The following is a 21,995-nucleotide window of genomic DNA, read 5'->3' as shown; positions in this document are numbered from 1 at the left end:
GTTGGCGCTGTTGGCGGTGCCGCTGCTGGCCTGGCAATTGGACGAACCCTTTGTCATCACCCTGGCCACCAAGGTGGCCATCCTGGCGCTGGCTGGTGTAGGGCTGAACATCGCCTTGGGTCTTGGAGGGTTGGTCAGCCTGGGCCATGCGGCCTTCTTTGGCATCGGGGGCTATGCTATGGGCATTCTGGCCTCCCATGCGCAGAACTATGAGCCGCTGTTTGCCTGGCCATTCCTGTTTGAAGGCAGCAATCAGATGCCACTGATCTGGTTGGTGGCGGTGCTGGCCAGTGCGGCTGCTGCGCTGGTGATCGGGGCGCTTTCCTTACGCACCTCGGGCGTTTACTTCATCATGATCACCTTGGCCTTTGGTCAGATGCTCTATTATTTTGCCATCAGCTGGTCGGCCTATGGTGGCGAAGACGGCCTGTCGATCTGGGTTCGCAACGAGATGCCGGGGGTGAACACCCTCGATCCGATCCAGTTCTTTGCCGTGGCCTTTGTGATCCTCTGTCTGACACTCTGGATCTCTTCGCGGCTGGCCCAATCCGCTTTTGGTTTGGCGCTGTCGGCGGCGCGCCAAACCGAGGAACGGGTGGAGACTGTGGGCCTGGCCCCCTTCAAGCTGCGGCTCCTGGCTTTTGTAATCTCGGGTGCCATCACCGGTCTGGCAGGGGCACTGTTTGCTGATCTCAACCGGTTTGTGAGCCCAACGATGCTGAGCTGGCATACCAGTGGTGAGATCATGATCTTTGTCATCCTGGGCGGGGTCGGGCGGCTCTATGGTCCATTGGTCGGGGCCGCTGTTTACATTCTGCTCGAACATATTCTGGGTGGAGTCAGTGAATATTGGCAGATCTTCCTCGGGCTTTTGCTGCTGGGCATGGTGCTTTTTGCTCGCGGTGGATTGATTGGCGCCCTGCTGGGCCGGGAGGTGGCGCATGACTGATCCGGTTCTGAAGGTTGAAAACCTGAGCAAAAGCTTCGGAGCGCTGAAGGCCAGCAATGATGTGTCGCTGGATCTGCGACCGGGCGAAATCCATGCGCTGATCGGTCCCAATGGGGCTGGCAAATCCACCCTGATCAAACAGATCTCAGGCGGGCTGCAGCCCGACGCGGGCCGCATCGAAGTGTTGGGGCAGGATGTCACCGCGCTGGATACCGTGGCGCGCGCCCGCATGGGGCTGGGGCGGACCTTCCAGATTTCCTCTTTGGCGATGGAATTCTCTGTGTTGCAGAATGTGGTCCTCGGCGCGTTGGGGGCACGGCGCGCCCGTGGCGGCGGGCTTGGCCTGTTTCGAAATGTGATGAAAGACACGGATCTTTTGCAGACCGCCCATGAGGCACTGTCACGTGTTGGGCTGGAACAGGCTGCGCAGCAGCGTACGGCTGGTCTGTCCCATGGCCAGCGGCGTCAGCTGGAGGTGGCCGTGGCCCTGACTCTGAAACCACGTTTATTCCTAATGGATGAACCCATGGCAGGGCTTGGGGCCAGTGGATCCAAGGATCTAACCGGGTTCCTGGACACCCTGCGTCACGAGGCGCCAATCCTGCTTGTAGAACATGATATGGATGCAGTTTTTGCGCTCGCTGATCGTATTTCAGTACTGGTCTATGGCACCGTCATTGCCACCGGCACCGCAGATGAGATCCGCAATAATCCAGAGGTGCGCCGCGCCTACCTTGGGGAGGAGGAGCTGGCATGAGCCTTTTGAATGTTCAGGGGCTCAAAGCCTCCTATGGCCCTTCACAGGCCCTGTTTGGCGTGGATCTCTCCATTGGTGAAGGGGAGGTTCTGGCGCTGATGGGGCGCAATGGCATGGGCAAAAGCACCACGATCAAGGTGATTTGCGGCATGCTGGCGGCCTCGGGCGGGGAGCTGCAATTTTCTGGGTTCGATCTGCGCCAGATGAAGTCGCATCGGATTGCCCGGCTGGGGGTTGGCCTGGTGCCCGAGGGGCGCCGCTGTTTTGCGCCCTTGACCGTAGAGGAAAACCTGACCGCAGCGGCTCGTCCTGGGGATTGGGATTTTGACCGGGTGGCGGGGCTGTTCCCGCGCCTGGCCGAGCGGCGCGATCAAAAGGCCGCTTCCCTTTCGGGGGGCGAGCAACAGATGCTGGCGATTGGTCGCGCCCTGATGACCAATCCGCGCCTGTTGATCTTGGATGAAGCGACTGAAGGCCTGGCCCCGGTGGTGCGGCAAGAGATCTGGGCCGCGATTGCGCAGCTGAAATCCCAGACCGGCATGTCCATTCTGGTGGTGGACAAAACCTTGAAGGAACTGGCCCAGGTTGCGGACAAAGCAGTGATCCTGAACAAGGGCGAATCTGTTTGGTCTGGCGGCATGGGGGAGCTGACGCCGGAGTTGACGGATCGTTTCCTTGGCGTCTAGGGAAGGCGTATGTAGGCGAGGCAAGCGCCATAGGCACTGTATGTGCCTATGGCCGTTTTAGGGGCTGAGGTTAGTTAGGGTTTGGATGAAGCCCGATGAAACAGGCCCCATTGCAGTTGCTTGTCCCGTGCCAGCTTCCACAGCACCAGCACGGTCAGGGCGCAGAGCATCACCTCGGCCAGTGGTCCGGCGTACCAGACGCCAATCTCACCAAAGTACAGCGGCAGCAAAAAGGTCAGCGGGATGGCAAAGGCATAGGTCTTGCTCAGCCCCAGAATGGCGGCCTTGGTAGCGGAGCCGATGGCCTGAAAATAGCTCGCCATTATCATCAAAGGCCCCATCAGGAAAAAGACGCAGGTCATCACTGGCAGTATACGGGCCACCTCGGCAATGACAGCTTGGTCTTCGACAAAGGCTCCCGCGATCTCTGAAGGCAGGCTCATCACCAGCACCTGAACCAATGTGCAATAGACAAAGGCAGAGACCAGAGCGATACGCAGGCTGGCATCTGACCGCTGCCAATGCTCAGCCCCGTAGTTGTTTCCTGTGATTGTCTGCATGGCAAAGGACAGGCCCAAAAGCGGCAGGAAGGCAAAGGTGATCACCCGGGTGATGATCCCGTAGGCGGAAACCGTATCCGGGTAATTTGCCCCGCCAAACCACTGCAGCGCCGTGATGATCGCTGCCGATCCAAGTGCCAGCCCGATGAAGTTGAGGCTTTGTGGGGCACCCAATGCGAGAATGCGCCCCCAAAAGCCCAACAGCGAAAACCTCAGTAGGGTCGCCGGGCGCAGCGCAGTTGCCCCAACCAGGCGAAAGCCAAGGATGATCGCAAAGGCCAGCGCCTGTGCGGTTGCCGTGCCATAGGCCGACCCGGCAACCCCCATATCCAAAAGGGCAATCAGCACATAGTTGAAGCCGATATTGGCAACCGAGACCAGCAGGCTCATCGCCGCCATGAAACCAACCCGCCCTTCGTTGCGCAGCGCATCAGAGTTGACTGACAAGACAAACAACAGCGGCGAGAAAAGCACGGTGATGCGCAGATAGATAAGCCCCATCTGAGCCAGCTCTTGGGAACCGCCAGCAACCAGAAGCGCCATGGGGTAGCCTAGGAACAAAAACAAGGTAATGAGCGCCAACCCAAGGGCAAGCGCCAGACCGTGGGAACCGGCATAGATCTCGCGCGCGCGGGCTAGGTCCTCGGCGCCAAAGGCCCGCGCCAGCAGGCTGGACATGCCGTTGGAAACCAGGGTCGAAAGCGCCACGATCAGCATATAGATTGGAAACATTAGGGTGACGGCGGCCAGTGCCTCTGGCCCGACATAAATGCCAAGGAACAGTGCATCCGTCACCGACAGCAGGCCATTCATGCCCATGACCAGAATGATCGGCAGGGCGGTTTTTAGGTAGATGGTTCCCAATGGACCATTGGTGAACGTATTTGTGGGGGCGTCAGACATATCCCATATCCCTCAAATCAAATCGCTTAGGTGAAGATGGGACCCGCATTGCCATCCGCGCGATTGGCGGAAAGGAGATCGTCATTGGACGTCACAGAGATTTACCAAGACAAAGCGTCAGCGGGTGGCAGGCCTCTGCAGCCTGCCCCTTGGGTAGGCCGCAATTGATTTCTGGTCAAGCCTGTTGCGCAAACTGCTTTGGGCCGTTTCCCGCCAGGCGCGCCAGAGGGGGCTTCAGGCGCCTGGAGCGTGTCGCCGTCTGACAGAACCGGGTCGACCGGGCAGCGACAGATCTGCATCTCCGCGTGCAGACCGGGCGATCACCTTGCCCTTTGCCACAACGGCCAGCCGGGCAGGGCGCAGGCGCACGGCCTCAGTCGGGTTGGCGGCATCCAGCACCACCAGCGAGGCCTGGGAGCCGACTTTCAGCCCGTAGTCCTGGGCGCCAACAATCTGGGCGTTGGTTTCGGTTACCATGGTGAAGCAGCGGGCCATCTCTTCCGGGTGGGTCATCTGCGCCACGTGCAGCCCCATAAAGGCCACATCCAGCATGTCGCCGGTGCCAAGGCTGTACCAGGGATCGCGCACGCAGTCCTGCCCCCAGCCAACGGCAATGCCAAGTGCCTGCATCTCTTTCACCCGGGTCAGCCCACGGCGTTTGGGATAGGTGTCATGACGTCCCTGCAGCACGATATTGATCAGCGGGTTAGGGATGGCCGACACCCCGGCCTCGGCGATCAGTGGCAGCAGCTTGGAGACATAGTAGTTGTCCATCGAATGCATCGAGGTCAGATGTGATCCCGCAACCCGGCCCTGCAACCCCAGGCGCTGGGCCTCATAGGCGAGGGTTTCGATATGGCGCGAATGCGGATCGTCGCTCTCATCGCAATGCATATCCACCATCAGGCCCCGCGCTTCGGCGATCTCGCAGAGATCTTTGACCGAGGCCGCGCCTTCCGCCATGGTGCGTTCGAAATGCGGAATGCCGCCCACCACCTCGACGCCCATGTCCAGCGCCCGCAACAGGTTATCGCGTCCCGTCGGGCTGCGATAAAGCCCATCCTGCGGAAAGGCGACCAGTTGCAGGTCGATGTAGTCTTTGACCTTTTCGCGCACTTCCAGCATGGCCGTCACGGTATTGAGGTGATCCGGTGTGGTGTCCACATGGCTGCGAATGATCAATAGCCCGAGGCTGGCAGCCCAGTCGCAATAGGTGAGGGCCCGTTCGACCATCTCTTCCACGGTGGCCTGATCGCGCAGTTCGCCCCAAAGTGAGATCCCTTCGAGCAGCGTGCCAGAGGCATTCACCCGTGGCAGCCCATAGGACAGCGTTGCATCCAGGTGGAAATGCGGATCAACAAAAGGTGGCGCGACGAGATCGCCTGTTGCGTCAATGACTTCGCCTGCCTCGGCTTCAATTCTTGGCTCGATGGCCGCAATCCGGTCGCCAGTGATGGCAATGTCCTGTTTGGATCCATCGGGCAGAGTGCCGCCCTTGATCAGCAGATCAAACATCATCTCTCTCCCTTATTGAACGGCACCATGAGGGCTGCGGGAATTTCGGCGCGGCGGGACATCACCACCAGGGCCAGAATGGACAGGAAATAGGGCATCATCAGAAAGACCTGATAGGGCACAACGGCGCCGATCCCGGTCTGTTGCAGGCGGATTTGCAAGGCGTCAAAGGCGGCAAACAGGATGGCGCCCAGAACGGCCTTACCGGGTTTCCAGGCTCCAAAAACCACCAGGGCAATGCAAATCCAGCCGCGCCCGTTGACCATGTCAAAGAAGAAACTGTCAAAAGCCGACAGCGTAAGGAATGCCCCGCCCACAGCCATGAACCCAGATCCTACTGTGACCGCGCCCATGCGAATAGCGGTGACCGAAAGCCCCTGCGCAGCCACAGCTGACGGGTTTTCGCCTGCGGCGCGCACCGCCAGCCCCAATGGCGTGCGATAGAGCACCAGCGCCGTGAGCGCGGCGAGGAGAAAGCCAGCATAGGTCAGGGGTGTCTGCGAAAACAGCGCCGGGCCAACCAGTGGCAGATCCGACAGCAGCGGGATCTCGTAGGGTTGAAAAGCGGTGATCTTGGGCGGGGACGACACCTCGGGCAGGACTACGCGATAGGTGTAGAAGGTGAGCGAGGTGGCCAGTAGGGTGAGGCCAATGCCCACCACATGTTGTGACAGGCCAAAGGGCACGCTGAGGATGGAGTGCACCAGCCCCAACATCATGCCGGTGATCATCGCAACGGCGACACCACCCCAAAGCGGCAAGCCGCCCCAGACCGCGATCCAGCCGGCAAAGGCGCCGGACACCATGATGCCTTCGATGCCAAGGTTCAGCACCCCGGCGCGTTCGCAGATTAGCTCCCCCAGGGTGGCAAAGATCAGCGGTGACGCGATGCGAATAGCAGCGGCCCAAAAACTGGCAGAGAGCAGAATATCAAACAGATCCATATCAGTCTCTCCGCACGCGGAATTTGGTCAGCAGAATTGCCAGCACCATGAACAACAGCGCCGAGGCCAACATGATATCGGCGATATAGCTCGGCACGCCTACAGCGCGGCTCATACTGTCGGCACCAACAAAGATCGCAGCGACAAAGAGCGCCGCAACCACCACGCCCAAGGGGTGCAACAGCGCTAGCATGGCCACCACGATACCGGTGTAGCCAAAGCCGGGGCTCAGATCGAGCGTCAGCGCACCTTTGAGGCCCGAGACCTCGGAGAATCCCGCCAGCCCAGCCAGCCCGCCAGAAAGCAGCGCCGTTTTCAGAATTACGCGGGTCACCGGAATACCGGCAAACCCTGCAGCCTCGGCATTTTGACCCACTGCGCGCATCTCGTATCCCAATGTGGTGCGGGTGTTGATCACCCAGACCAGCAGTGCCGAAATAAGCGCCAGGGCAAAGCCCCAGTGCAGCCGCAGCCCCTCAACGATGCGGGGCAGGCGGGCCTCAGGGATCAGGCGCGAGGATTTTGGCCAGCCCATGCCCATGGGATCTTTCAGCGGCCCTTCGAGTAGGAAAGAGACAAAGAGCAGGAAAATGAAGTTGAACAACATAGTGGTCACCACCTCATCAACACCCAGCCGGGTTTTGAGCAGGGCAGGTCCAAGCAGCAGGGTGGCTCCGGCCAGCATGGCGGCAAGGGCGCAAAGCGGCAGCATGAGGTAGATTGGCAGACCAAGCGCCCCGGTGCCCAGGATCACCGTGAGCACCGCCCCTGCATAGAGCTGCGCCTCGGCGCCGATGTTCCACAGTTTGGCGCGAAAGGCGACGGCGATGGCCAGCCCGGTGAAAATCAGCGGCGTGGCGCTGTTCAGGGTCTCCAGCAGGGCAAATTTTGAGCCAAAGGCGCCGGTGAGGATCAGGCCAAAGACCGCAAAGGGATTGCCGCCGGCGATCATCGCCAGAATGGCAGCGACCAGAAAGGTTGCGGCAATCGCCAGCATTGGCGGCACAATACGCCGCGCGGTGGTAGGCGTCGCAATAGGTTCAAGCCGCATCAGGGGCCTCCGCGTCAAAACCATGGCCAGCCATCCAAGCGCCTAGCTCAGAAGGTTTCATGCTGCCACGGGCAAACCCGGGGCTGAGACGGCCCTCGGAAATCACATGGATCACATCGGACAATTGCATGATTTCATCTAGATCCTCGGAAATAAGCAGAACAGCGGCACCTCGGTCACGGGCCTTAGCCAGTTCCCCATGCACATAGTTCACCGCGCCAATGTCCAGGCCCCGAACGGGTTGATTGGCGAGAATGATCTGCGGCGCCTCTTCCAGCACACGGCCCAGGATCAGCTTTTGCATATTGCCTCCCGAGAGCAGGCGAATGCGGATATCAGGACCGGGGCAGCGCACGTCATAGGTCTGGATCAGCTCCTTGGTAAAGGCGCGGGCGCGGGCCCAGTCCATCCAGCCGCGGCGGCTGAACCGGCTGGCATAGGTTTCCAGAATGGCGTTTTCAGTGAGGTCAAAATCGGCAATGGTGCCGGTTTTGTGCCGGTCTTCAGGAATGCGGGCAATGCCTTTGGCGATGGCACTGCGGGCGGACCAGGTCTTGACCGGGCTGCCTGCAAGTTCCATCTCGCCAGTTGTCGGGCTGATCAGTCCGGACAATAGGTTTGAGAGCGCCGCCTGGCCATTGCCGGAAACCCCGGCCAACCCGGTGATCTGTCCAGCCGCTAGGGTGAGGTCGAGCAATTTCAGCCCAGGTGCAGCGCCATGATCAGGCGTTGAGACCTTTGACAGCTTCAAGAGAGCCGGGCCGGGCGCGCGGGTTTCGATGCTGGGGGCTGTGACCTCGGATCCGACCATCAGCGCGGCCAGCTCTTCGCGATTTGTGGCATCTGTGGCGCGTTCGGCGACCAATTTGCCATGGCGCAGGACCAGAACGCGATGCGAGATCGCCATGACCTCGTGCAATTTATGGCTGATAAAGATCACCGAAAGGCCCGTCGCAATGGCCTCGCGCAGGGTGGCAAATAGCGCCTCAGCTTCCTGCGGCGTGAGCACAGCAGTGGGCTCATCCAGGATCAGGATCTTGGCGTCGCGGTACAGTGCCTTGAGGATCTCGACCCGCTGGCGTTCGCCTACGGTCAGGCGTCCAACCTTGGCATCTGGATCGACCTTGAGGTGGAATTGTTCCGACAGGGTGCGAATGCGCGCCTTGACCAGTCGCGGTTTCAGCGACAGAGCGGAGAGGTGATCAACACCCAAAACGATGTTTTCCCAGACCGTCAGATTGTCGGCCAGGGTGAAATGCTGATGCACCATGCCGACGCCCGCATCCAGCGCTGCGCGGGGTGCACCGGAGGGCAGGGGCTGTCCGAACAGTTCGACCGCGCCGGCATCAGCGGTGTATTGGCCAAAGAGGATATTCATCAGCGTGGTCTTGCCCGCGCCGTTTTCGCCCAGCAGGGCGATGACCTCACCGCGATGCAGGTCAAAACTGACATCCTCATTGGCCGTCACTGGACCAAAGCACTTGGTAATACCTTGAAGGCGCAGGACAACCTGCGCCTCTGTATTCGTGTTCATGCGATCAGGCCCGGATCACGAGGATTTGGGCTCATCATCGTTGATGGCCACCGTGTAAGAGCCATCCTTGATCGCCTGGGTGCGCTGAGCCACCAGATCCAGCGCTGCCTGCGGGATCTTGCCCTCAAAGGTGCCATAGGGCGCCAAAGAGCAGCCACCTTTGGCCATGAAGGAATAGGGGCCGTAGTCCTTGGCCGTGAATGTCCCGCCTTTGACGGCAGCAATGGCCGCGTCCAGCGTGGGCTCAAAGTGCCAGATAGCCGAGGCCACAACGGTCTCGGGGTAATCAGACTGAGTGTCGATCACATTGCCGATCGCCAGAAGGCCCTTTTCCTTGGCGGCGTCAGAGACGCCAAAACGTTCAGCATAAAGCACATCGGCACCGTTTTCAGCCATGGCAAAGGCAGTTTCCTTGGCCTTGGGCGGATCAAACCAGGAGCCAATGAAGGAGACCTGGAACTTCATTTCGGCGTTCATTTCGCGGGCGCCGGACATGAAGGCATGCATCAGGCGGTTCACCTCGGGGATGGGGAAGCCACCAACCATGCCGATATTGCCGGTTTTGGACATTGCCCCGGCGATGATGCCAGAAAGATAGGCCGCATCCTGAATGTAGTTGTCAAAGACCGAAAGGTTTGGAACGGCAGCGTCTTCTTTGAAGGATGAGCCCATCAGGAAGGCGATATTTGGATAGTCCGCCATGACTTCGCGGGCCTCGGCCTCGACCCCAAATATCTCACCGATGATCATGGTGTGGCCGCTTTCGGCATATTCACGCATCACGCGAGAGTAGTCAGAGTTCGAAGTGTTCTCGGAATAGGTATAGCTGATGTCGCCACGTTCCTGTGCTGCCAATGCGGCGACATGGATGCGGCTGACCCATTGCTGTTCGACCGGCACAGTGTAAATGGCGGCGACTTTGATTGGCTCTGCTGCCAGCAGCTTGGCCGGGGAGAGCGCGACGCCCGCGGTCAGGGCCGCAGCGGCGCTGGTGGTCAGAAAATGACGGCGCGACGGCGCGCCCAAAGTGGATTTGGTCATGTAATTTCCCCCGTGTTGAAAACCCGATCCTTTGCAGATCTTGTCCAAAGGGTAAAAATTTCGCACCCGCAAGGCAAGGAAGCTTTCCCAAATTTCATAGCATCTTGGGAAGATTGATCAATTTTTGATCATGCCAGTTTGTGATTTGGGAAAATGTGCGCCAGATGCACAAATTTCCATTTTTGGGGATTTGGAGACAACAGTGAGCAGAGCAGGTCGCCAGCGCTTTTTGTTGGGTCCCCTAGGGGCTGAATGTCGGGGCCGTGGGGTGCAGCTCTTTTACCGTGGCAAGGATTTGTCGTTCCAGCTCTCGCGCTGCGGGCGAGACCGGATTGCCTGCTTTGCGCAGCAGCTGAATCTGACGACGGGCTGTGGTATCAGCCAGTGGACAGAACAAAAGCCCAGAGGTCCTCACCAGCCTGGCGGTCATTTCCGGCAGAAGGGAGACGCCAAGCCCTGCCTGTACCATAGCCAAAATGGACGCCATGTTATGGACTTTCAAAAGGGCGTTTTCATGCAGTTGCTGAGATGCCTCTGCCGCGATCTGGGCCGAAAGCGCATTGGCAATAAAGCGATGCGGCAAAAGATCTTCCCAGGACAGCGCGCGCCCCAGTTGGGCCAGCGGATGGTCGGGGGGGCAGACCAGGCCAAATTCATCTGACAGCAATTCCTGGCGATGCAGGTTCCCCGCATATTGGTCGGCCGTGGCGAGGCCTATGTCGACCCGTTCCCGTGCCAGCTCACGCAGGACCGAGGCCGAGTCCATGTCCCGCAGCTCAATCTTCACCTCAGGAAAGTTATTGGAATAGCTCAGAATTGCCTGCGGCAGAATGGATCCTGCAAGCGACGGCACCGCTGCAAGTCGCACCCGTCCTTGTCGCGCCTTGGCATAGTCTTCGATGATTTGAACGGTGCTGTCGAACTGGCGCAGCTCATGTTCCGCCTGCTCCAGCACAAAGGCACCCAGAGGGCTTAGCTTGTTTTTGCGATCGGTTTCAAACAGTGGCTCGCCCAGATGCCCCTCTAGCTGTTTGAGCATCATTGAAATAGCCGAAGGTGTCCGGCCCAGTTGCGCGGCGGCCTCGCTCAGTTTGCCACAGCGGGCCACCACCGCAAAACAGCGTAGCATTTCAATTTTGATCGACATTTCAGTTTTCCTGAAATTAGATTAATCAATTTGAGTTTGAGTGAAGTTTTGGTGGAAGTCCATAAGGAATGCAGGCAACTGCAGGCTGACCATTCAGGGATTTGACGGGTGTGCGAACTTCACGAGGCTTTGATATCTGATGTGGATTGATGGTCTGCAATATGCGAATTGGTCGGAAAAGATCTTTCGCCAGCTGCGCGAGGGAAGCGTGGATGCGGTTCAGGTTACCATCGCCTATCACGAGAATTTCCGCGAAACGGTTCTGAACTTTGAGCAATGGAACCGCTGGTTTGAGCAATACCCGGAACTGATCATGAAGGGCCAATGGGCCTCTGATATTGGCAGGGCTCGAGCGACAGGTCGCACGGCAGTGTTCTTTGGGTTTCAAAACCCCAGCCCGATGGAAGATGACATTGGCCTGATTGAAATCTTGCATACATTGGGCGCGCGTTTCATGCAGCTCACCTATAATAACCAATCCCTGCTGGCGACGGGATGCTACGAGTCCTATGATAGCGGCATCACCCGCATGGGGCGGCAGGTGATCAAGGAAATGAACCGGGTTGGTTTGGTCATAGATATGAGCCACTCTGGCGATCGCTCCACCATCGAGGCGGCAGAGATTTCTGAGCGCCCCATCGCGATCACCCATGCCAACCCCTATGATTGGTCACCAGCGCTGCGCAACAAAAAGGATGACGTGATCCGCGCCGTGACCCAAAGTGGGGGGATGCTGGGGTTTTCCCTCTATCCGCATCACCTGAAGGATAAATCCAACTGCACACTCGATAAGTTTTGCGAGATGGTCGCCCGATCGGCAGAAAAATTCGGGGCGGAGCATCTCGGGATTGGCAGCGATTTGTGTCAGGATCAGCCTGATAGCGTTGTCGAATGGATGCGCGTGGGGCGCTGGAGCAAAGAGATAGACTATGGCGAAGGCTCTGCTGCTGCGCCTGGGTTTCCGCCGATGCCGGGCTGGTTCCAGGACAACCGGGATTTTGGCACGCTGGAGACCGGGCTAAAGGCCACGGGGCTTAGCCAGGCCGAGGTCGACGGGATCATGGGTGGGAATTGGTACCGGTTCTTTGGTGACAGCTTTGGTCCGGTAAGTGACCCATAGAGGAGGTGGCATGAGCGACGTTCAAGACACCAGGGAGCTCCCCGCGCTGCGGGATCCTTCCATCGTGATGCGCCTGTCCCGTCTTGGTTGCTTTCATCAGTCACGCCTGTCTTTCATGCGGATCTTGACCCGCCGGATGAAGCGCGAGAACTGGCGCTTTGACCGCCCAGTAATTGATATCGATGCCGCTGGGATTGGCCATGCGGTCTATAGCGCGCACGGACCAGATCACAGCTATTCGCTGGTGGCATTTGCGCATGATCTGCCAGCTGAACAACGCTCGGACCGGGTCATCGCCGAGGCCTGGGACTGCACCTTCACGCTGTTTGATGGCATTCCTACGGCCGAGGATATCACCCGACTGGCGCAGAATGTTCCGCTGCAAGAGGCCGGACGCGTGACAGGCGCTGAGCTTTCGGTGTCGCGCGCCAATCGCTCGGTGCGGCTTTGGGAACATATGGTCTCCAGCCTGGCCGCAGGTCAGCAACCGGATGCCGACCAGATCGAAGCCGTTGGTTATCTGATGCGCACCACTGCGGTTTACGGCTCTGGAAAGCTCGGAGCTGCGGATCGTGAGATGATTGCGGAGCGCGCAGAATTCACCGCGCCGTTCCAGGTCGAAATGCTCTCGGTCTATTTGACCCGCGCCTTTGTGCGGGACCTGGTGCAGCATATGGCCAATGCCCGTGCAGATGGGGCCGGTAAAACTGCCGCTCAACTGGGGCCGGCTCTGGCCCGCAGCCTGGGCATCGGCAACTCAACCGGGCTGGGCATGGCGCCTTTCCTGTTGAACCATCCTGTCTTGTTCAGCAATTGGGTCTCCGCCCGCGAACAGGCTTTGCAACGGGTGCGGAGCCTCGCCGTCGCTCGCCCGGCGGAGATTGCCTGTTTTCAGGATCTTTTTGCCCGCAATCGCCTGTCAGTGGTCAATTGGCGTTCTGAACATGGTGCACAACGCGAGAAACTCACGGCGCTGACCGGGGACGTTGCCTTGATCGCAAAGAGGCTGGCAGACAGAGGCCTGGCGCAGCCCTATCCCTGGGACGGGCTTTACCGGTGGAGCACCAAGGTCCTATCGGTTGAAGGCCAGGAATGGTTGGTCTCTCTGATGTTGGAACCCTATGGCGATTTGGTGGACGATCTGGCGGGTGAACTATCTGCTGACAATACCGCCACCTTCCGCATTGCTGGTGCCATGACCGTGGCTCGGCTGCGCGAGGTACTGCAACAGATCTATGGCTGGGCGCTTGATACCGATTGGAAGCTGCCTGCCAATACAGCGCGCGCCTGGTATGTCTCAGAAGAGAAGTTGGAGCCGCGCTTGGGGCAACGTTTTGAAGAGCCCATTGAACAATACGAACAACCTCTGGCGCCGGGTCGGGATGCGTCGCAACTCTTTGCTGCTTTGGCGCATTGGCCAGGGGAAACACCAATTGCAGAGTTTCTGCTACGCCACCCGGAACACCGCCATTCGGTGCGCCGTGCCCAGATTGCCAATCGCGCGCCCTATGCGGAGATCCGCGACAATACCATCTCTGACACTGTGCTTCCCATCGACATGTTGCGCTGCAAGCTGGCCTTTTTTGGAGCGATGCATTTTGATCCCCGCTCGGATCGTTGGGTGCGGATCTGCATGTATGGCAATGCGCCCTATCCCGAAGAACTGTCAGCACGGGACGGAGATTTCTGGGTCTATCCTGAGCAGCAGGAGGGCTGAGCCGTGAGCCATTCGCTGAATGAAATCGAGGCCATGAGCAAACGTGCGGCGCGCGGCGCGGGCCTTGCTTGGGGGTTGGCAGAAGAGGCGGCGAAAGGCACCCGCTGGCTTTCGGCCTTTAGCTTTCCGGGGGTGGAACTGCTGGCTGGTCTGCTGACCTTGAACGATCGTTTGCCAGCAGTGGATTTTTCGCCTGCTACGCTAGAGGGCTGCTGGAAGGCGCCGGCTGGGCGGATGAGCTCACTAATTGCAGGGGCCGCCATGAGCGACTGCGCCATGCGGATGGCGGCCGGGCAGGAGATCGAGATGGAGAACCTCTGTTTTCCACTTTTGGCAGTGCCTTTCGCGGGCGGGGCGGCCCTGCGATTGGGGCAGCCTGTTTCGGTTTCTTGGCAGGGGGCTCAGTTTGCAACCGATGGGCAGCGCCTTTGCGCTCAGGGTGATCGTAAGGCCCTTCTCTCTGATCGGGCCCGGCGGGTGATCTGTGCCGCCCCTGCCGAGATGCAGGGGCCAGTGGCGCCGGTTCAGCGCGCTGAGGTTTCAGTGCAGGCCTGGGCGCAGCTCGCGGAGTTTGCCCGTCGCACCTATGCCCCAGCCACTGAAAGCTCGCGCCTGCTGGGGGCGGGCGCAGACCTGGATGACAATGAGTGATTTGAGCCCGGGCCAGACCAGCCTGGTTCAGCAACCGCTACAAAAGGAAAGCGCGAGATGACCGCCACTGAAACCCTCAGCTTGACCGAAATCGAAGCCCTCGCATATGACGCCCTGGTGGCGACGGGCACCGCGCCGGAAAACGCGCGCCCCTTGGCGCTGGCCACGGCGATGACAGAGGCTGACGGCGTGGCCTCGCATGGGCTGGCCTATGTGCCGATCTACGCAGGCCATGTGGCCTGCGGCAAGGTAGACGGCAAGGCGCTGCCGGTGCTGAGCCAACCACGTCCCGGCGTTGTTGCGGTGGATGCGGCGACCGGATTTGCCCATGCGGCCATCAATAAGGGCTTTACTGAACTGATTCCGGCTGCACGCAGCCAGGGTGTAGCGGTGCTGGCCATCAAGAACTCCTACAATTGTGGCGTTCTGGGCGTGCATACCCAGCGTCTGGCGCAGGCAGGTCTGTTGGGGATTGGCTTTACCAATGCACCAGCCTCGATTGCGCCCTCGGGCGGGGCCAAACCGGTGCTTGGAACCAACCCGATATCTATCGCGGCACCGGGCGGCGATGGCGAGGCATTGGTGCTGATCGACCAATCCGCCAGTACCATCGCCAAAAGTGAGGTGATGAAACATGCCCGCGAGGGCAAAGCACTGCCGAGGGGCTGGGTTTTGGACGCAGAGGGCAATCCAACCACAGACCCAGAGGCAGGCCTTAAAGGATCGATGGTGCCGTCGGGCGGCTACAAGGGGGTAGGAATTGCCCTGATGGTCGAGATGATGGCCGCCGCAATGACAGGCGCTTCATTGGGGACCGAGGCCAGCCCCTTCTCTGGTCCTGTTGGTGGCCCGCCCAAGACCGGCCAGTTTTTCATCGCCATAGATCCTGATGTTACGGCGGAGGGCGGATTTGGCGAAAGGATTGCGACGCTGGTGGCTTCGATCCGCGATCAGGAGGGCGCGCGGTTGCCAGGGGATGGACGTGCCTCTGCCCGGACTCGCGCCGCACGCGATGGCGTTGCGGTGAGTGTCGCAACGCTGGAAAAACTCCGCGCCTTGTTGTGAGAGGTTAGACCTCTGTCTTAGGCGCTGTATTCCAGTTTTGCCCCTTCAAACTGCCGGATCACCTTCGGGCCTGCCGCCTTTGGCAGCAGGCACAATGCGGTTGACAGCCCGTCCGCCAGCGCCGCCCGCGGTGCGCTCACGGAAACAAGGCGGGTCGGTTCTGCGCCTTTTCCGGTCTGCGGGTCAAGGATATGGCTTTGTGCATCCCCCACCAGGGTTCCCGCCGCTGCCGAGGTGGCCAGCGCACGATCGGACAAGGTGAGTTTTGAGCGCAGCTCGCCATCTGGGGTCGCGACCCCGACCTGCCAGGCACTGCCATCGGGACGCTGGCCCAGGGCAGCAATTTCGCCCATATCCAGCAGCACATCCTGCAGACCTGCGGAGCGCAACAGACCCGCCACCCGGTCAGTGATATAGCCCTGCGCAATACCGTTGAGCGTCAGCGCCATTTCAGGGCGCTGCAGGCGCACTTCGGTACTGTCGAAGGAGACAAATTGCCAGCCGACAACGGGGTTTGGAATGTCCTGGCCCAGTGCCAGCGCCTGCCAGAGTGGCTGCACCGTCGGGTCAAAGGCACCCTTTGTGGCGGCATTCAAACTGGCCGAAAGACTCAGCACATCCAGCAATTCTGGGGCAGGAGCGGTGAGATGGCCTGCCGTGTTGAGACGGGTCAGTTGCGAGCCGGGGTGAAACAGGCTGAAGATCTTCTCCAGTCGCAGCAATTCCGCTTCCACACGCGCAAATAGCGGTGCGGCAGCAGCCTGATCCAAGCCCGAAATCACCATCTGCGCAGGTGCGCCCATGGCACGGCCCTGCCAGCGGGCGCTTTTCTCGCTAGCGGCTGCGGCGGGGCCTGCAGCGATGACAGCTGCAGATATGCTGAGGAACCTACGACGGGAAAGGGCAGTGGTCATGAGGGGGTCTCCAATGCTTGGTCTAGGTCTACGGGTCCCAGGGCTGTTTCAGCCGGCATCTGCGCCAGTGATGTGACAGTGCCACCATAGCGGGCGGCAAATTCTTCGGCATCTTCTGCCCTGGCAAAGGGGACGATCTCTGGCGCGCCCATGCCGCCAGCGACATTGCTCTCGATGACAAAAAATGCCTCATCGGCCAGGATCCAGTTATCTATACCTGGCGCCGCCCAGCTGGGAGCGATACCCATATCGCTGACATAAACTGCGGTGATATCCGCCTCGCGCTCGGGGCCTTTGAGATAGGCCACCAGATCGCGCACCTGGGCAAAGAATAGCGGTGCCGGAAAGCCGTTCAGATGAACCTGGCCCTTGGGGCCACCATGTTCGGAGATGTTCATTTGGCAAAAATAACTGAGCGCGCTCTGGGTCAATGCGACCGGCGCAGGCGGCAGTTGTGCCTCTTCTTCCTGACAGGCTACCAGTGGCAGGGTGAGCACTGCCAAAAGGGGCAGCAGGGCAAAGGGTCTCACGGTTCTACCTTTCTGAATGCGGCGCGGGCCAGCAGAAATCCTACGATTGGCCAGGCCAGTAGGGACAGCGGGGCGGCCCATGTGGGCAGGGTGGCGGCAGCGCCAGCCATGCCGCTGGTCAGGGCAACGCTTTCAGAGGCGGCGATATTCCACAGCCGGAAAGCATCGGCTGGGTTGGCCACCATGACCCAGGGAAAGATCGTCTGGGTAAAGCTGCCGTCGCTGTCCATCACCACGGCCCCGAGCAGCGCCAGATCGTAAAGAACCACAAAGACAAGCCAGAGCCCGGCAGAGAGACCGGCAGCTGCGGTGGTGCTGCCTGCCAGTGCCGAGATGGCATAGCCTAGCACCAGAAACACTGCGCCCAACAGAATTGAAGTCAGCACCAGACGGGCCAGCGCCATCAGGCTTTCAGCTCCTGCCCCGCCAAACCAGGCCGCTGTTGCCCCGGCAGCGCCAAAGCCGATCCCCATGGCAATGCTGAGGGCGGCAAGATGGGCAAGGAACTTCCCGGCGAGGATCTCTCCGCGTCCAGCAGGATAGGTCAGCAAAAGCGCCAGCGAGCCGCGATCCCGATCGCCTGCGATGGCGTCAAACCCCATCATCAGCGCCAAAAGCGGCGCCAGATAGACCGATAGGGTTGTCATCGAGGCCACTGAAACCGTGAGCATATCAACGCCCAGTGATCCGGTGGGGGCGGAGCCGGCAAAAGACAAGGCCAGAGCAAAGGCCAGCATGATCAGCGTGGCCACAAAAATCCAGAGATTGCGCCGCAGGATCAGCATCTCGGTGCGGAAAATGGCAAGGATACGCATCAGTTCACTCCTTCATTGGAGTAGTGGCGGTAGAGATCTTCGAGCCGAGGCGGCATCATATCGATATCAACCACCACATCACCAAGCGCTGCCAGGCGGCGCAACTCGCTCATCTTGTCCTGTGGTGCACAGAGGATCTCGACCGAGGCACCATTGATCCGGCGTCCGCCGGTTTGCTGGGCGATCTGGTCGGCCTCGGCCTCGGTTGCGCGCACCCGCAGCTTTACCGGCAAGCCAGCTTTGCGTGAAAGGTCGCTCAGCGTGTCATCCGCGACCTTGACGCCTTTGCGCAGGATGGCGATGCGGTCGGTACGGGCCTCCACCTCGGTCAGGGCATGGCTGGCGATCAGCACGGCTGTGCCATGGCCTGCCAACTCGTCGATGATGGCATAGAGATCCTGCCGCGAGATCGGGTCGAGCCCACTGGTGGGTTCATCGAGCAGGGCCAGTTTGGGGCGACCCAGCAGCACCTGTGCCAGACCAAGCCGCTGGCGCATGCCCTTGGAATAGGCGCCGATGCGCCGATGCATTGCCTCGCCTAGCCCAACGCGGTGCAGCAGGCCGGGAATATCTGCCTTCTCGCCAATCAACCGGGCAAAGGTCGAAAGCTGTTCATGGCCGGTGAGCGCGGGGTGAAAGCTGACCGCTTCGGGCAGAAAGGCCGTATTGGCGCGGGCCGCCGCACTGCCGGGGGCCGCGCCGCAGATACTGATGCTGCCGCCCTCAGTCTGGATCAGCCCCAGAACTGCCTTGATCAGAGTGGATTTACCAGCGCCGTTGTGACCCAAAAGAGCAAGCCGTTCACCGGCTTTGACGCTCAGATCAATTCCCTGCAGCACCTGGGTCTTGCCGCGAAACTTGTCGAGGCTCTTGATCTCCAGCACCGGGCTTTGGCCCGACTGGGTGGCTGTGTTATCCATCATTTTCAACCTTGTTGGCGACTTCGGGTTTCACCGGTCGCATCAGGGGGCTGCTGTCGATCACCCCGCCAGGAAGCAGGGCGGGAAAGGTCGATTGCGACCAGCGTACCAGTTGTACCGCCGGAGAGCCCATCAACATTTTGGCAGCGGGCTGAGTCCAGAGTACATGGTCCATGCTGTCGTTGGGACGATAGGGGCTGTCGGCGATGCCATCACCATCGACATCAAACCCTGCATTGTCGGACCAGTAGTTGCCGCGTCCCTCTTCGGACCATTCGACCCATTTGGAGGCAACATATTTGACCTGATGGCGGTTGCCAACAAAGGCATTTCCGACCATGCGGTTGCCCTCGCTGCCGGCGGTAAAGTGAATGCCGATGCCACAGCCCTGGAACCAGTTATCTGAGAAATCGTTCTTGTGTGAATTGTAGAGGAAAGTGCATTTGTTCTTGGCACCTTTCACGTAGTTGCCCCGGATCACGCCCTTGTTGGTGTAGTTCAGCATCACCCCGTGGTCGCGGTCATTGTAAGAGACATTGTCTGTGACCTTGACGCGGGTGGAGAACATCACCGCATAGCCCAGGTGGTTGCCGATCGAAACATTGCCCGAGACTTCGGAGTTGTCGGCATACATGTAGTGGACGGCAAAGCGCAGATCGCGAAACAGGTTGTCGCGAAAGATATTGTGTTTGGAGGAGTTTACAAAAACACCGTCGCGGCCCCAACGAATGTCATTGCCTTCGACAATGGCGCCGGGGGCGTTCCAGACATAGACGCCATTGCCGCGCATGTTCATGTGGCGGTCCTGACGGCCCTCGATCACATTATTTGCGACTAGCGCATCACGGGCGCCGTGAATGTCCACGCCATAAAGATTGCCCAGCAGAATATTGTCGCGGATGATGGGCGCCATGGCCGTTTTGGTTAGCTGAATGCCGCTGTCGATAGTCTCGTGATCCGATCCGGAACCCTGCACGGTGAGGCCCTGAACCACCACATCGGGGCCGGTCACGGTGATGGTGCTGCCCATGTTGCCGCCGTCAATGGTGGCATGGCCCTGACCGTCCAGCGTGACTGGGCGGTCGAGATTTAGGTTTTCAAAGTAGGTGCCAGGCGCCAGACGGAGGGTATCTCCGTCCGCCGCCTGTTTGAGCGCATCAGCAATGGCTCCGGCCCTGTTAGGGACCTGCCAATCGGCAGCGCTTGCGCCTCCACCGATCAACAGAGCTGCTGTGAGCAGGAGCCAACGCATCGCTTAGGCTCCGCGGGGTTCGACAAACATCCGGCCGCGCATTTCCATGTGCAGCGCGTGGCAGAACCACTGGCAGTAGTACCAGTGAACGCCAGGACGTTCGGCGATAAAGGTGACCGAGGCGGTGGCCTGGGGGCCGACTTCCATGGCGACACCATAGTTGGCCATGCAAAGGCCGTGGGTCAGATCGTCGATATCATCCAGGTTGGTGACATAGATGGTGACCTCATCGCCCTGCTTCACGGTAAAGCTTTCGAGGCTGAAGTTCGGCGCCTGGCTGGACATATAGACACGGACCTTGTTGCCATCGCGGATGACGCTGTCCTGATAATCGTCCAGATCGATGTCATCTGCCTCGGCCTGGGCGCGGGCTTCGGCCCACATCGGATCATTGCGATCCCAGACATTGACCGGGTTCACCTTGGAACGGTGCACGATGATGCTGTCGTGGGGTTCGGCAAAGGTCGGGCCATCGTGGACCACCTTCATCTTGTCGCCGGAGATATCGATCAGCTGCTCGTTCTCAGGCTTGAGCGGGCCCACGTTCAGGAACCGGTCCTTCGAGAACTTGTTCATCGAAATCAGCCATTTACCGTCGGCCTCGGCGGTCTCCCCCATAGAGGTGGAGTTATGGCCAGGCTGGTAGTGCACATCAATCTTTTCAACAATCGGATCCACGTCGCTACCGGCATAGGCTTCGATGGCCTTGGCGATATCCCATTTCACCACCTGGCTGTCGAGAAACAGGGTGGTATAGGCCTGACCTTTGTTGTCAAAAGCAGTGTGAAGCGGGCCAAGACCCAGCTCTGGCTCTGCCACGATGGCGGAACGCGGATCGGCGTTGTCATTGAACAGCGCATCGACTTTTTCAACATCGATCACCGAAACGGTGGGCGAGAGCTTGCCGTTGATCATGATGTGACGTTTGTCAGGAGCTGCGTTCACACCATGGGGCGAGTTGGGGATCGGGATATAGCGTGTCAGGTTGCCGGGGGCACCCTTGCGACCGTCTACCACCTTGGCACCCTTGAGCTCTTGGTAGTTGCCAGCTGCAACCGCCTCTTCGATGGCCTTGATGTTGAAGACAACAACATGGTCCATCTCTGCCTCGGTCATCTCGGCCAGGTTCACGCCCATTTCCGAGTTGTAGGAGGTCGAGAAGGCATATTTGCCCTGATAATCACAATCGGTGTTGTCGAGGTTGCCCGAGACGATCACCTGCCAGGCCACTTCCATTTCGTCGCCGTCGATGGCGGTAAAGATGTTCACGTACTGTGATGGGTCATCTAGCACTTTGCCGTCATTGACCAAGGGCGCTTCGTGCTCGCCATTGGCAAAGACATAGCCGGTGCGCGGGTATTTCTGCGGCCGCATGCCGTGGATGTCATGGGCATTGGGGATCTCGATGATCTTGTCGCATTTCATCACGTCACAGCGCACACGGGCCACGCGGGTGTTGGCTTTGTCGTTCATGAACAAGAAGCGACCGTCATAGGCGCCGTCGGTGAAAGACATGTGGGGGTGGTGAAGATCACCGTTATCATAGGTGACCTTGCCATTGGCCGCGAGGAATTCCTTGGTCTCGGGCAGCAGGCCCTCGGTCAGGATCTTCAGCGATTCATTGGTCTGGCCCCAGCCGGTGGCAGAGCAGCGATTGAAAACCGGGATCCGCATGAATTCACGCATCGATGGCACGCCGAGGATCCGCACTTCGCCGGTCTGGCCCGAGGACCAGAAGCCATAGTATTCATCCAGCTCACCCGGGGCCAGGCTGGCCTCATTGCCGGCAGCCTTTGCCGGGGCGGCGCCCATCATCGAGGTGCCGACGCCGGTGGCCGCAATGGCTGCGCCGGTGGCGGTCGCGCCCAGCAGGCCGCGGCGGGTTACGGAGAGGTTTGTTTTCTCTTCTTCAGACATGGTGTCC

At 59.7% G+C, this 21,995-nt stretch carries 20 protein-coding genes; 7 read left to right on the top strand and 13 right to left on the bottom strand.

Annotated features, from left to right (window positions below):
* Position 1 precedes the first annotated feature (1 nt).
* Genes ABJP42_RS18275 through ABJP42_RS18265 form a run of 3 tightly spaced genes read left to right on the top strand, consistent with a single transcriptional unit; the run spans position 2 to position 2,392 of the window.
* On the top strand, positions 2 to 949 hold the full coding sequence (locus ABJP42_RS18275) for a branched-chain amino acid ABC transporter permease (protein ID WP_348342947.1): 948 nt from the start codon (positions 2 to 4) through the stop codon (positions 947 to 949).
* Positions 942 to 1,706 carry an ABC transporter ATP-binding protein gene (locus ABJP42_RS18270; RefSeq protein ID WP_348342945.1) on the top strand — a complete coding sequence of 255 codons (765 nt, stop codon included), beginning with the start codon at positions 942 to 944 and terminating at the stop codon, positions 1,704 to 1,706. The genes ABJP42_RS18275 and ABJP42_RS18270 overlap by 8 nt, the downstream gene beginning before the upstream one ends.
* A complete protein-coding gene (locus ABJP42_RS18265) occupies positions 1,703 to 2,392 on the top strand; it encodes an ABC transporter ATP-binding protein (RefSeq protein WP_348342943.1) in 690 nt (229 codons plus the stop codon). The genes ABJP42_RS18270 and ABJP42_RS18265 overlap by 4 nt, the downstream gene beginning before the upstream one ends.
* A 74-nt stretch (positions 2,393 to 2,466) precedes the next feature.
* Here ABJP42_RS18265 and ABJP42_RS18260 read toward each other — a convergent pair whose 3' ends face one another.
* The 7 genes from ABJP42_RS18260 to ABJP42_RS18230 form a co-directional block, all read right to left on the bottom strand.
* Positions 2,467 to 3,855, bottom strand: a complete 1,389-nt coding sequence (locus tag ABJP42_RS18260) for an MATE family efflux transporter (protein WP_348342941.1) — start codon at positions 3,853 to 3,855, stop codon at positions 2,467 to 2,469.
* 234 nt (positions 3,856 to 4,089) lie between these two features.
* A complete protein-coding gene (locus ABJP42_RS18255; protein WP_348342939.1) occupies positions 4,090 to 5,370 on the bottom strand; it encodes an amidohydrolase family protein in 1,281 nt (426 codons plus the stop codon).
* The gene (locus ABJP42_RS18250) at positions 5,370 to 6,314 is read right to left on the bottom strand and encodes an ABC transporter permease (protein ID WP_348342937.1); all 945 of its coding nucleotides are present in this window, start codon (positions 6,312 to 6,314) and stop codon (positions 5,370 to 5,372) included. Before ABJP42_RS18250 ends, ABJP42_RS18255 begins: the two co-directional genes overlap by 1 nt.
* A gap of 1 nt (position 6,315) precedes the next feature.
* On the bottom strand, positions 6,316 to 7,365 hold the full coding sequence (locus tag ABJP42_RS18245) for an ABC transporter permease (protein WP_348342935.1): 1,050 nt from the start codon (positions 7,363 to 7,365) through the stop codon (positions 6,316 to 6,318).
* Positions 7,355 to 8,899, bottom strand: a complete 1,545-nt coding sequence (locus ABJP42_RS18240; RefSeq protein ID WP_348342933.1) for an ABC transporter ATP-binding protein — start codon at positions 8,897 to 8,899, stop codon at positions 7,355 to 7,357. The genes ABJP42_RS18245 and ABJP42_RS18240 overlap by 11 nt, the downstream gene beginning before the upstream one ends.
* A gap of 15 nt (positions 8,900 to 8,914) precedes the next feature.
* On the bottom strand, positions 8,915 to 9,940 hold the full coding sequence (locus ABJP42_RS18235) for a BMP family protein (RefSeq protein WP_348342931.1): 1,026 nt from the start codon (positions 9,938 to 9,940) through the stop codon (positions 8,915 to 8,917).
* Between the two features lie 241 nt (positions 9,941 to 10,181).
* Positions 10,182 to 11,087: a LysR family transcriptional regulator gene (locus ABJP42_RS18230; RefSeq protein WP_348342929.1), complete on the bottom strand. Its 906-nt coding sequence runs from the start codon at positions 11,085 to 11,087 to the stop codon at positions 10,182 to 10,184.
* A 139-nt stretch (positions 11,088 to 11,226) separates the two neighbouring features.
* On the opposite strand from ABJP42_RS18230, the gene ABJP42_RS18225 reads away from it, so the two are divergent.
* Genes ABJP42_RS18225 through ABJP42_RS18210 form a run of 4 tightly spaced genes read left to right on the top strand, consistent with a single transcriptional unit; the run spans position 11,227 to position 15,640 of the window.
* Positions 11,227 to 12,207: a membrane dipeptidase gene (locus ABJP42_RS18225; protein ID WP_348342927.1), complete on the top strand. Its 981-nt coding sequence runs from the start codon at positions 11,227 to 11,229 to the stop codon at positions 12,205 to 12,207.
* 10 nt (positions 12,208 to 12,217) lie between these two features.
* Positions 12,218 to 13,924, top strand: coding sequence for a hypothetical protein (locus ABJP42_RS18220; protein WP_348342925.1), 1,707 nt, complete (start codon positions 12,218 to 12,220; stop codon positions 13,922 to 13,924).
* A gap of 3 nt (positions 13,925 to 13,927) precedes the next feature.
* Positions 13,928 to 14,575: a DUF3726 domain-containing protein gene (locus ABJP42_RS18215; protein ID WP_348342923.1), complete on the top strand. Its 648-nt coding sequence runs from the start codon at positions 13,928 to 13,930 to the stop codon at positions 14,573 to 14,575.
* A gap of 57 nt (positions 14,576 to 14,632) precedes the next feature.
* Complete coding sequence (locus ABJP42_RS18210; protein WP_348342921.1) at positions 14,633 to 15,640, top strand: Ldh family oxidoreductase; 1,008 nt, start codon at positions 14,633 to 14,635, stop codon at positions 15,638 to 15,640.
* Between the two features lie 17 nt (positions 15,641 to 15,657).
* Here the strand turns inward: ABJP42_RS18210 and ABJP42_RS18205 are convergent, their stop codons facing one another.
* Genes ABJP42_RS18205 through nosZ form a run of 6 tightly spaced genes read right to left on the bottom strand, consistent with a single transcriptional unit; the run spans position 15,658 to position 21,988 of the window.
* On the bottom strand, positions 15,658 to 16,554 hold the full coding sequence (locus ABJP42_RS18205; RefSeq protein WP_348342919.1) for an FAD:protein FMN transferase: 897 nt from the start codon (positions 16,552 to 16,554) through the stop codon (positions 15,658 to 15,660).
* Positions 16,551 to 17,165 (bottom strand): nitrous oxide reductase accessory protein NosL, encoded by a 615-nt coding sequence (locus ABJP42_RS18200; RefSeq protein WP_348342917.1) that lies wholly within the window; start codon positions 17,163 to 17,165, stop codon positions 16,551 to 16,553. Before ABJP42_RS18200 ends, ABJP42_RS18205 begins: the two co-directional genes overlap by 4 nt.
* On the bottom strand, positions 17,081 to 17,902 hold the full coding sequence (locus ABJP42_RS18195) for an ABC transporter permease (RefSeq protein WP_348342949.1): 822 nt from the start codon (positions 17,900 to 17,902) through the stop codon (positions 17,081 to 17,083). The genes ABJP42_RS18200 and ABJP42_RS18195 overlap by 85 nt, the downstream gene beginning before the upstream one ends.
* Positions 17,899 to 18,819 (bottom strand): ABC transporter ATP-binding protein, encoded by a 921-nt coding sequence (locus ABJP42_RS18190; protein ID WP_348342915.1) that lies wholly within the window; start codon positions 18,817 to 18,819, stop codon positions 17,899 to 17,901. The genes ABJP42_RS18195 and ABJP42_RS18190 overlap by 4 nt, the downstream gene beginning before the upstream one ends.
* Positions 18,812 to 20,071, bottom strand: coding sequence for a nitrous oxide reductase family maturation protein NosD (locus ABJP42_RS18185; protein ID WP_348342913.1), 1,260 nt, complete (start codon positions 20,069 to 20,071; stop codon positions 18,812 to 18,814). The genes ABJP42_RS18190 and ABJP42_RS18185 overlap by 8 nt, the downstream gene beginning before the upstream one ends.
* Positions 20,072 to 20,074: 3 nt before the next feature.
* Positions 20,075 to 21,988 (bottom strand): TAT-dependent nitrous-oxide reductase, encoded by a 1,914-nt coding sequence (nosZ, locus tag ABJP42_RS18180; RefSeq protein ID WP_348342911.1) that lies wholly within the window; start codon positions 21,986 to 21,988, stop codon positions 20,075 to 20,077.
* Positions 21,989 to 21,995 lie beyond the last annotated feature (7 nt).

Origin of the sequence: Pseudophaeobacter sp., assembly GCF_039971195.1 — a bacterium.
GTDB lineage: Bacteria > Pseudomonadota > Alphaproteobacteria > Rhodobacterales > Rhodobacteraceae > Pseudophaeobacter.
Note: the sequence above shows the minus strand (reverse complement) of the source record. Positions and strands in the feature narration are given on the sequence as shown.

What these genes read in the sequence shown, in the direction of transcription:
- ABJP42_RS18190 (WP_348342915.1), bottom strand. Translation starts at nt 18,819, where the DNA reads ATGGATAACACAGCCACCCAGTCGGGCCAAAGCCCGGTGCTGGAGATC.
- ABJP42_RS18265 (WP_348342943.1), top strand. Translation starts at nt 1,703, where the DNA reads ATGAGCCTTTTGAATGTTCAGGGGCTCAAAGCCTCCTATGGCCCTTCA.
- ABJP42_RS18200 (WP_348342917.1), bottom strand. Translation starts at nt 17,165, where the DNA reads ATGGGCCGCCCCGCTGTCCCTACTGGCCTGGCCAATCGTAGGATTTCT.
- ABJP42_RS18225 (WP_348342927.1), top strand. Translation starts at nt 11,227, where the DNA reads ATGTGGATTGATGGTCTGCAATATGCGAATTGGTCGGAAAAGATCTTT.
- ABJP42_RS18205 (WP_348342919.1), bottom strand. Translation starts at nt 16,554, where the DNA reads ATGACCACTGCCCTTTCCCGTCGTAGGTTCCTCAGCATATCTGCAGCT.
- ABJP42_RS18220 (WP_348342925.1), top strand. Translation starts at nt 12,218, where the DNA reads ATGAGCGACGTTCAAGACACCAGGGAGCTCCCCGCGCTGCGGGATCCT.
- ABJP42_RS18270 (WP_348342945.1), top strand. Translation starts at nt 942, where the DNA reads ATGACTGATCCGGTTCTGAAGGTTGAAAACCTGAGCAAAAGCTTCGGA.
- ABJP42_RS18255 (WP_348342939.1), bottom strand. Translation starts at nt 5,370, where the DNA reads ATGTTTGATCTGCTGATCAAGGGCGGCACTCTGCCCGATGGATCCAAA.
- ABJP42_RS18240 (WP_348342933.1), bottom strand. Translation starts at nt 8,899, where the DNA reads ATGAACACGAATACAGAGGCGCAGGTTGTCCTGCGCCTTCAAGGTATT.
- ABJP42_RS18185 (WP_348342913.1), bottom strand. Translation starts at nt 20,071, where the DNA reads ATGCGTTGGCTCCTGCTCACAGCAGCTCTGTTGATCGGTGGAGGCGCA.
- ABJP42_RS18230 (WP_348342929.1), bottom strand. Translation starts at nt 11,087, where the DNA reads ATGTCGATCAAAATTGAAATGCTACGCTGTTTTGCGGTGGTGGCCCGC.
- ABJP42_RS18250 (WP_348342937.1), bottom strand. Translation starts at nt 6,314, where the DNA reads ATGGATCTGTTTGATATTCTGCTCTCTGCCAGTTTTTGGGCCGCTGCT.
- ABJP42_RS18260 (WP_348342941.1), bottom strand. Translation starts at nt 3,855, where the DNA reads ATGTCTGACGCCCCCACAAATACGTTCACCAATGGTCCATTGGGAACC.
- ABJP42_RS18235 (WP_348342931.1), bottom strand. Translation starts at nt 9,940, where the DNA reads ATGACCAAATCCACTTTGGGCGCGCCGTCGCGCCGTCATTTTCTGACC.
- ABJP42_RS18245 (WP_348342935.1), bottom strand. Translation starts at nt 7,365, where the DNA reads ATGCGGCTTGAACCTATTGCGACGCCTACCACCGCGCGGCGTATTGTG.
- nosZ (WP_348342911.1), bottom strand. Translation starts at nt 21,988, where the DNA reads ATGTCTGAAGAAGAGAAAACAAACCTCTCCGTAACCCGCCGCGGCCTG.
- ABJP42_RS18210 (WP_348342921.1), top strand. Translation starts at nt 14,633, where the DNA reads ATGACCGCCACTGAAACCCTCAGCTTGACCGAAATCGAAGCCCTCGCA.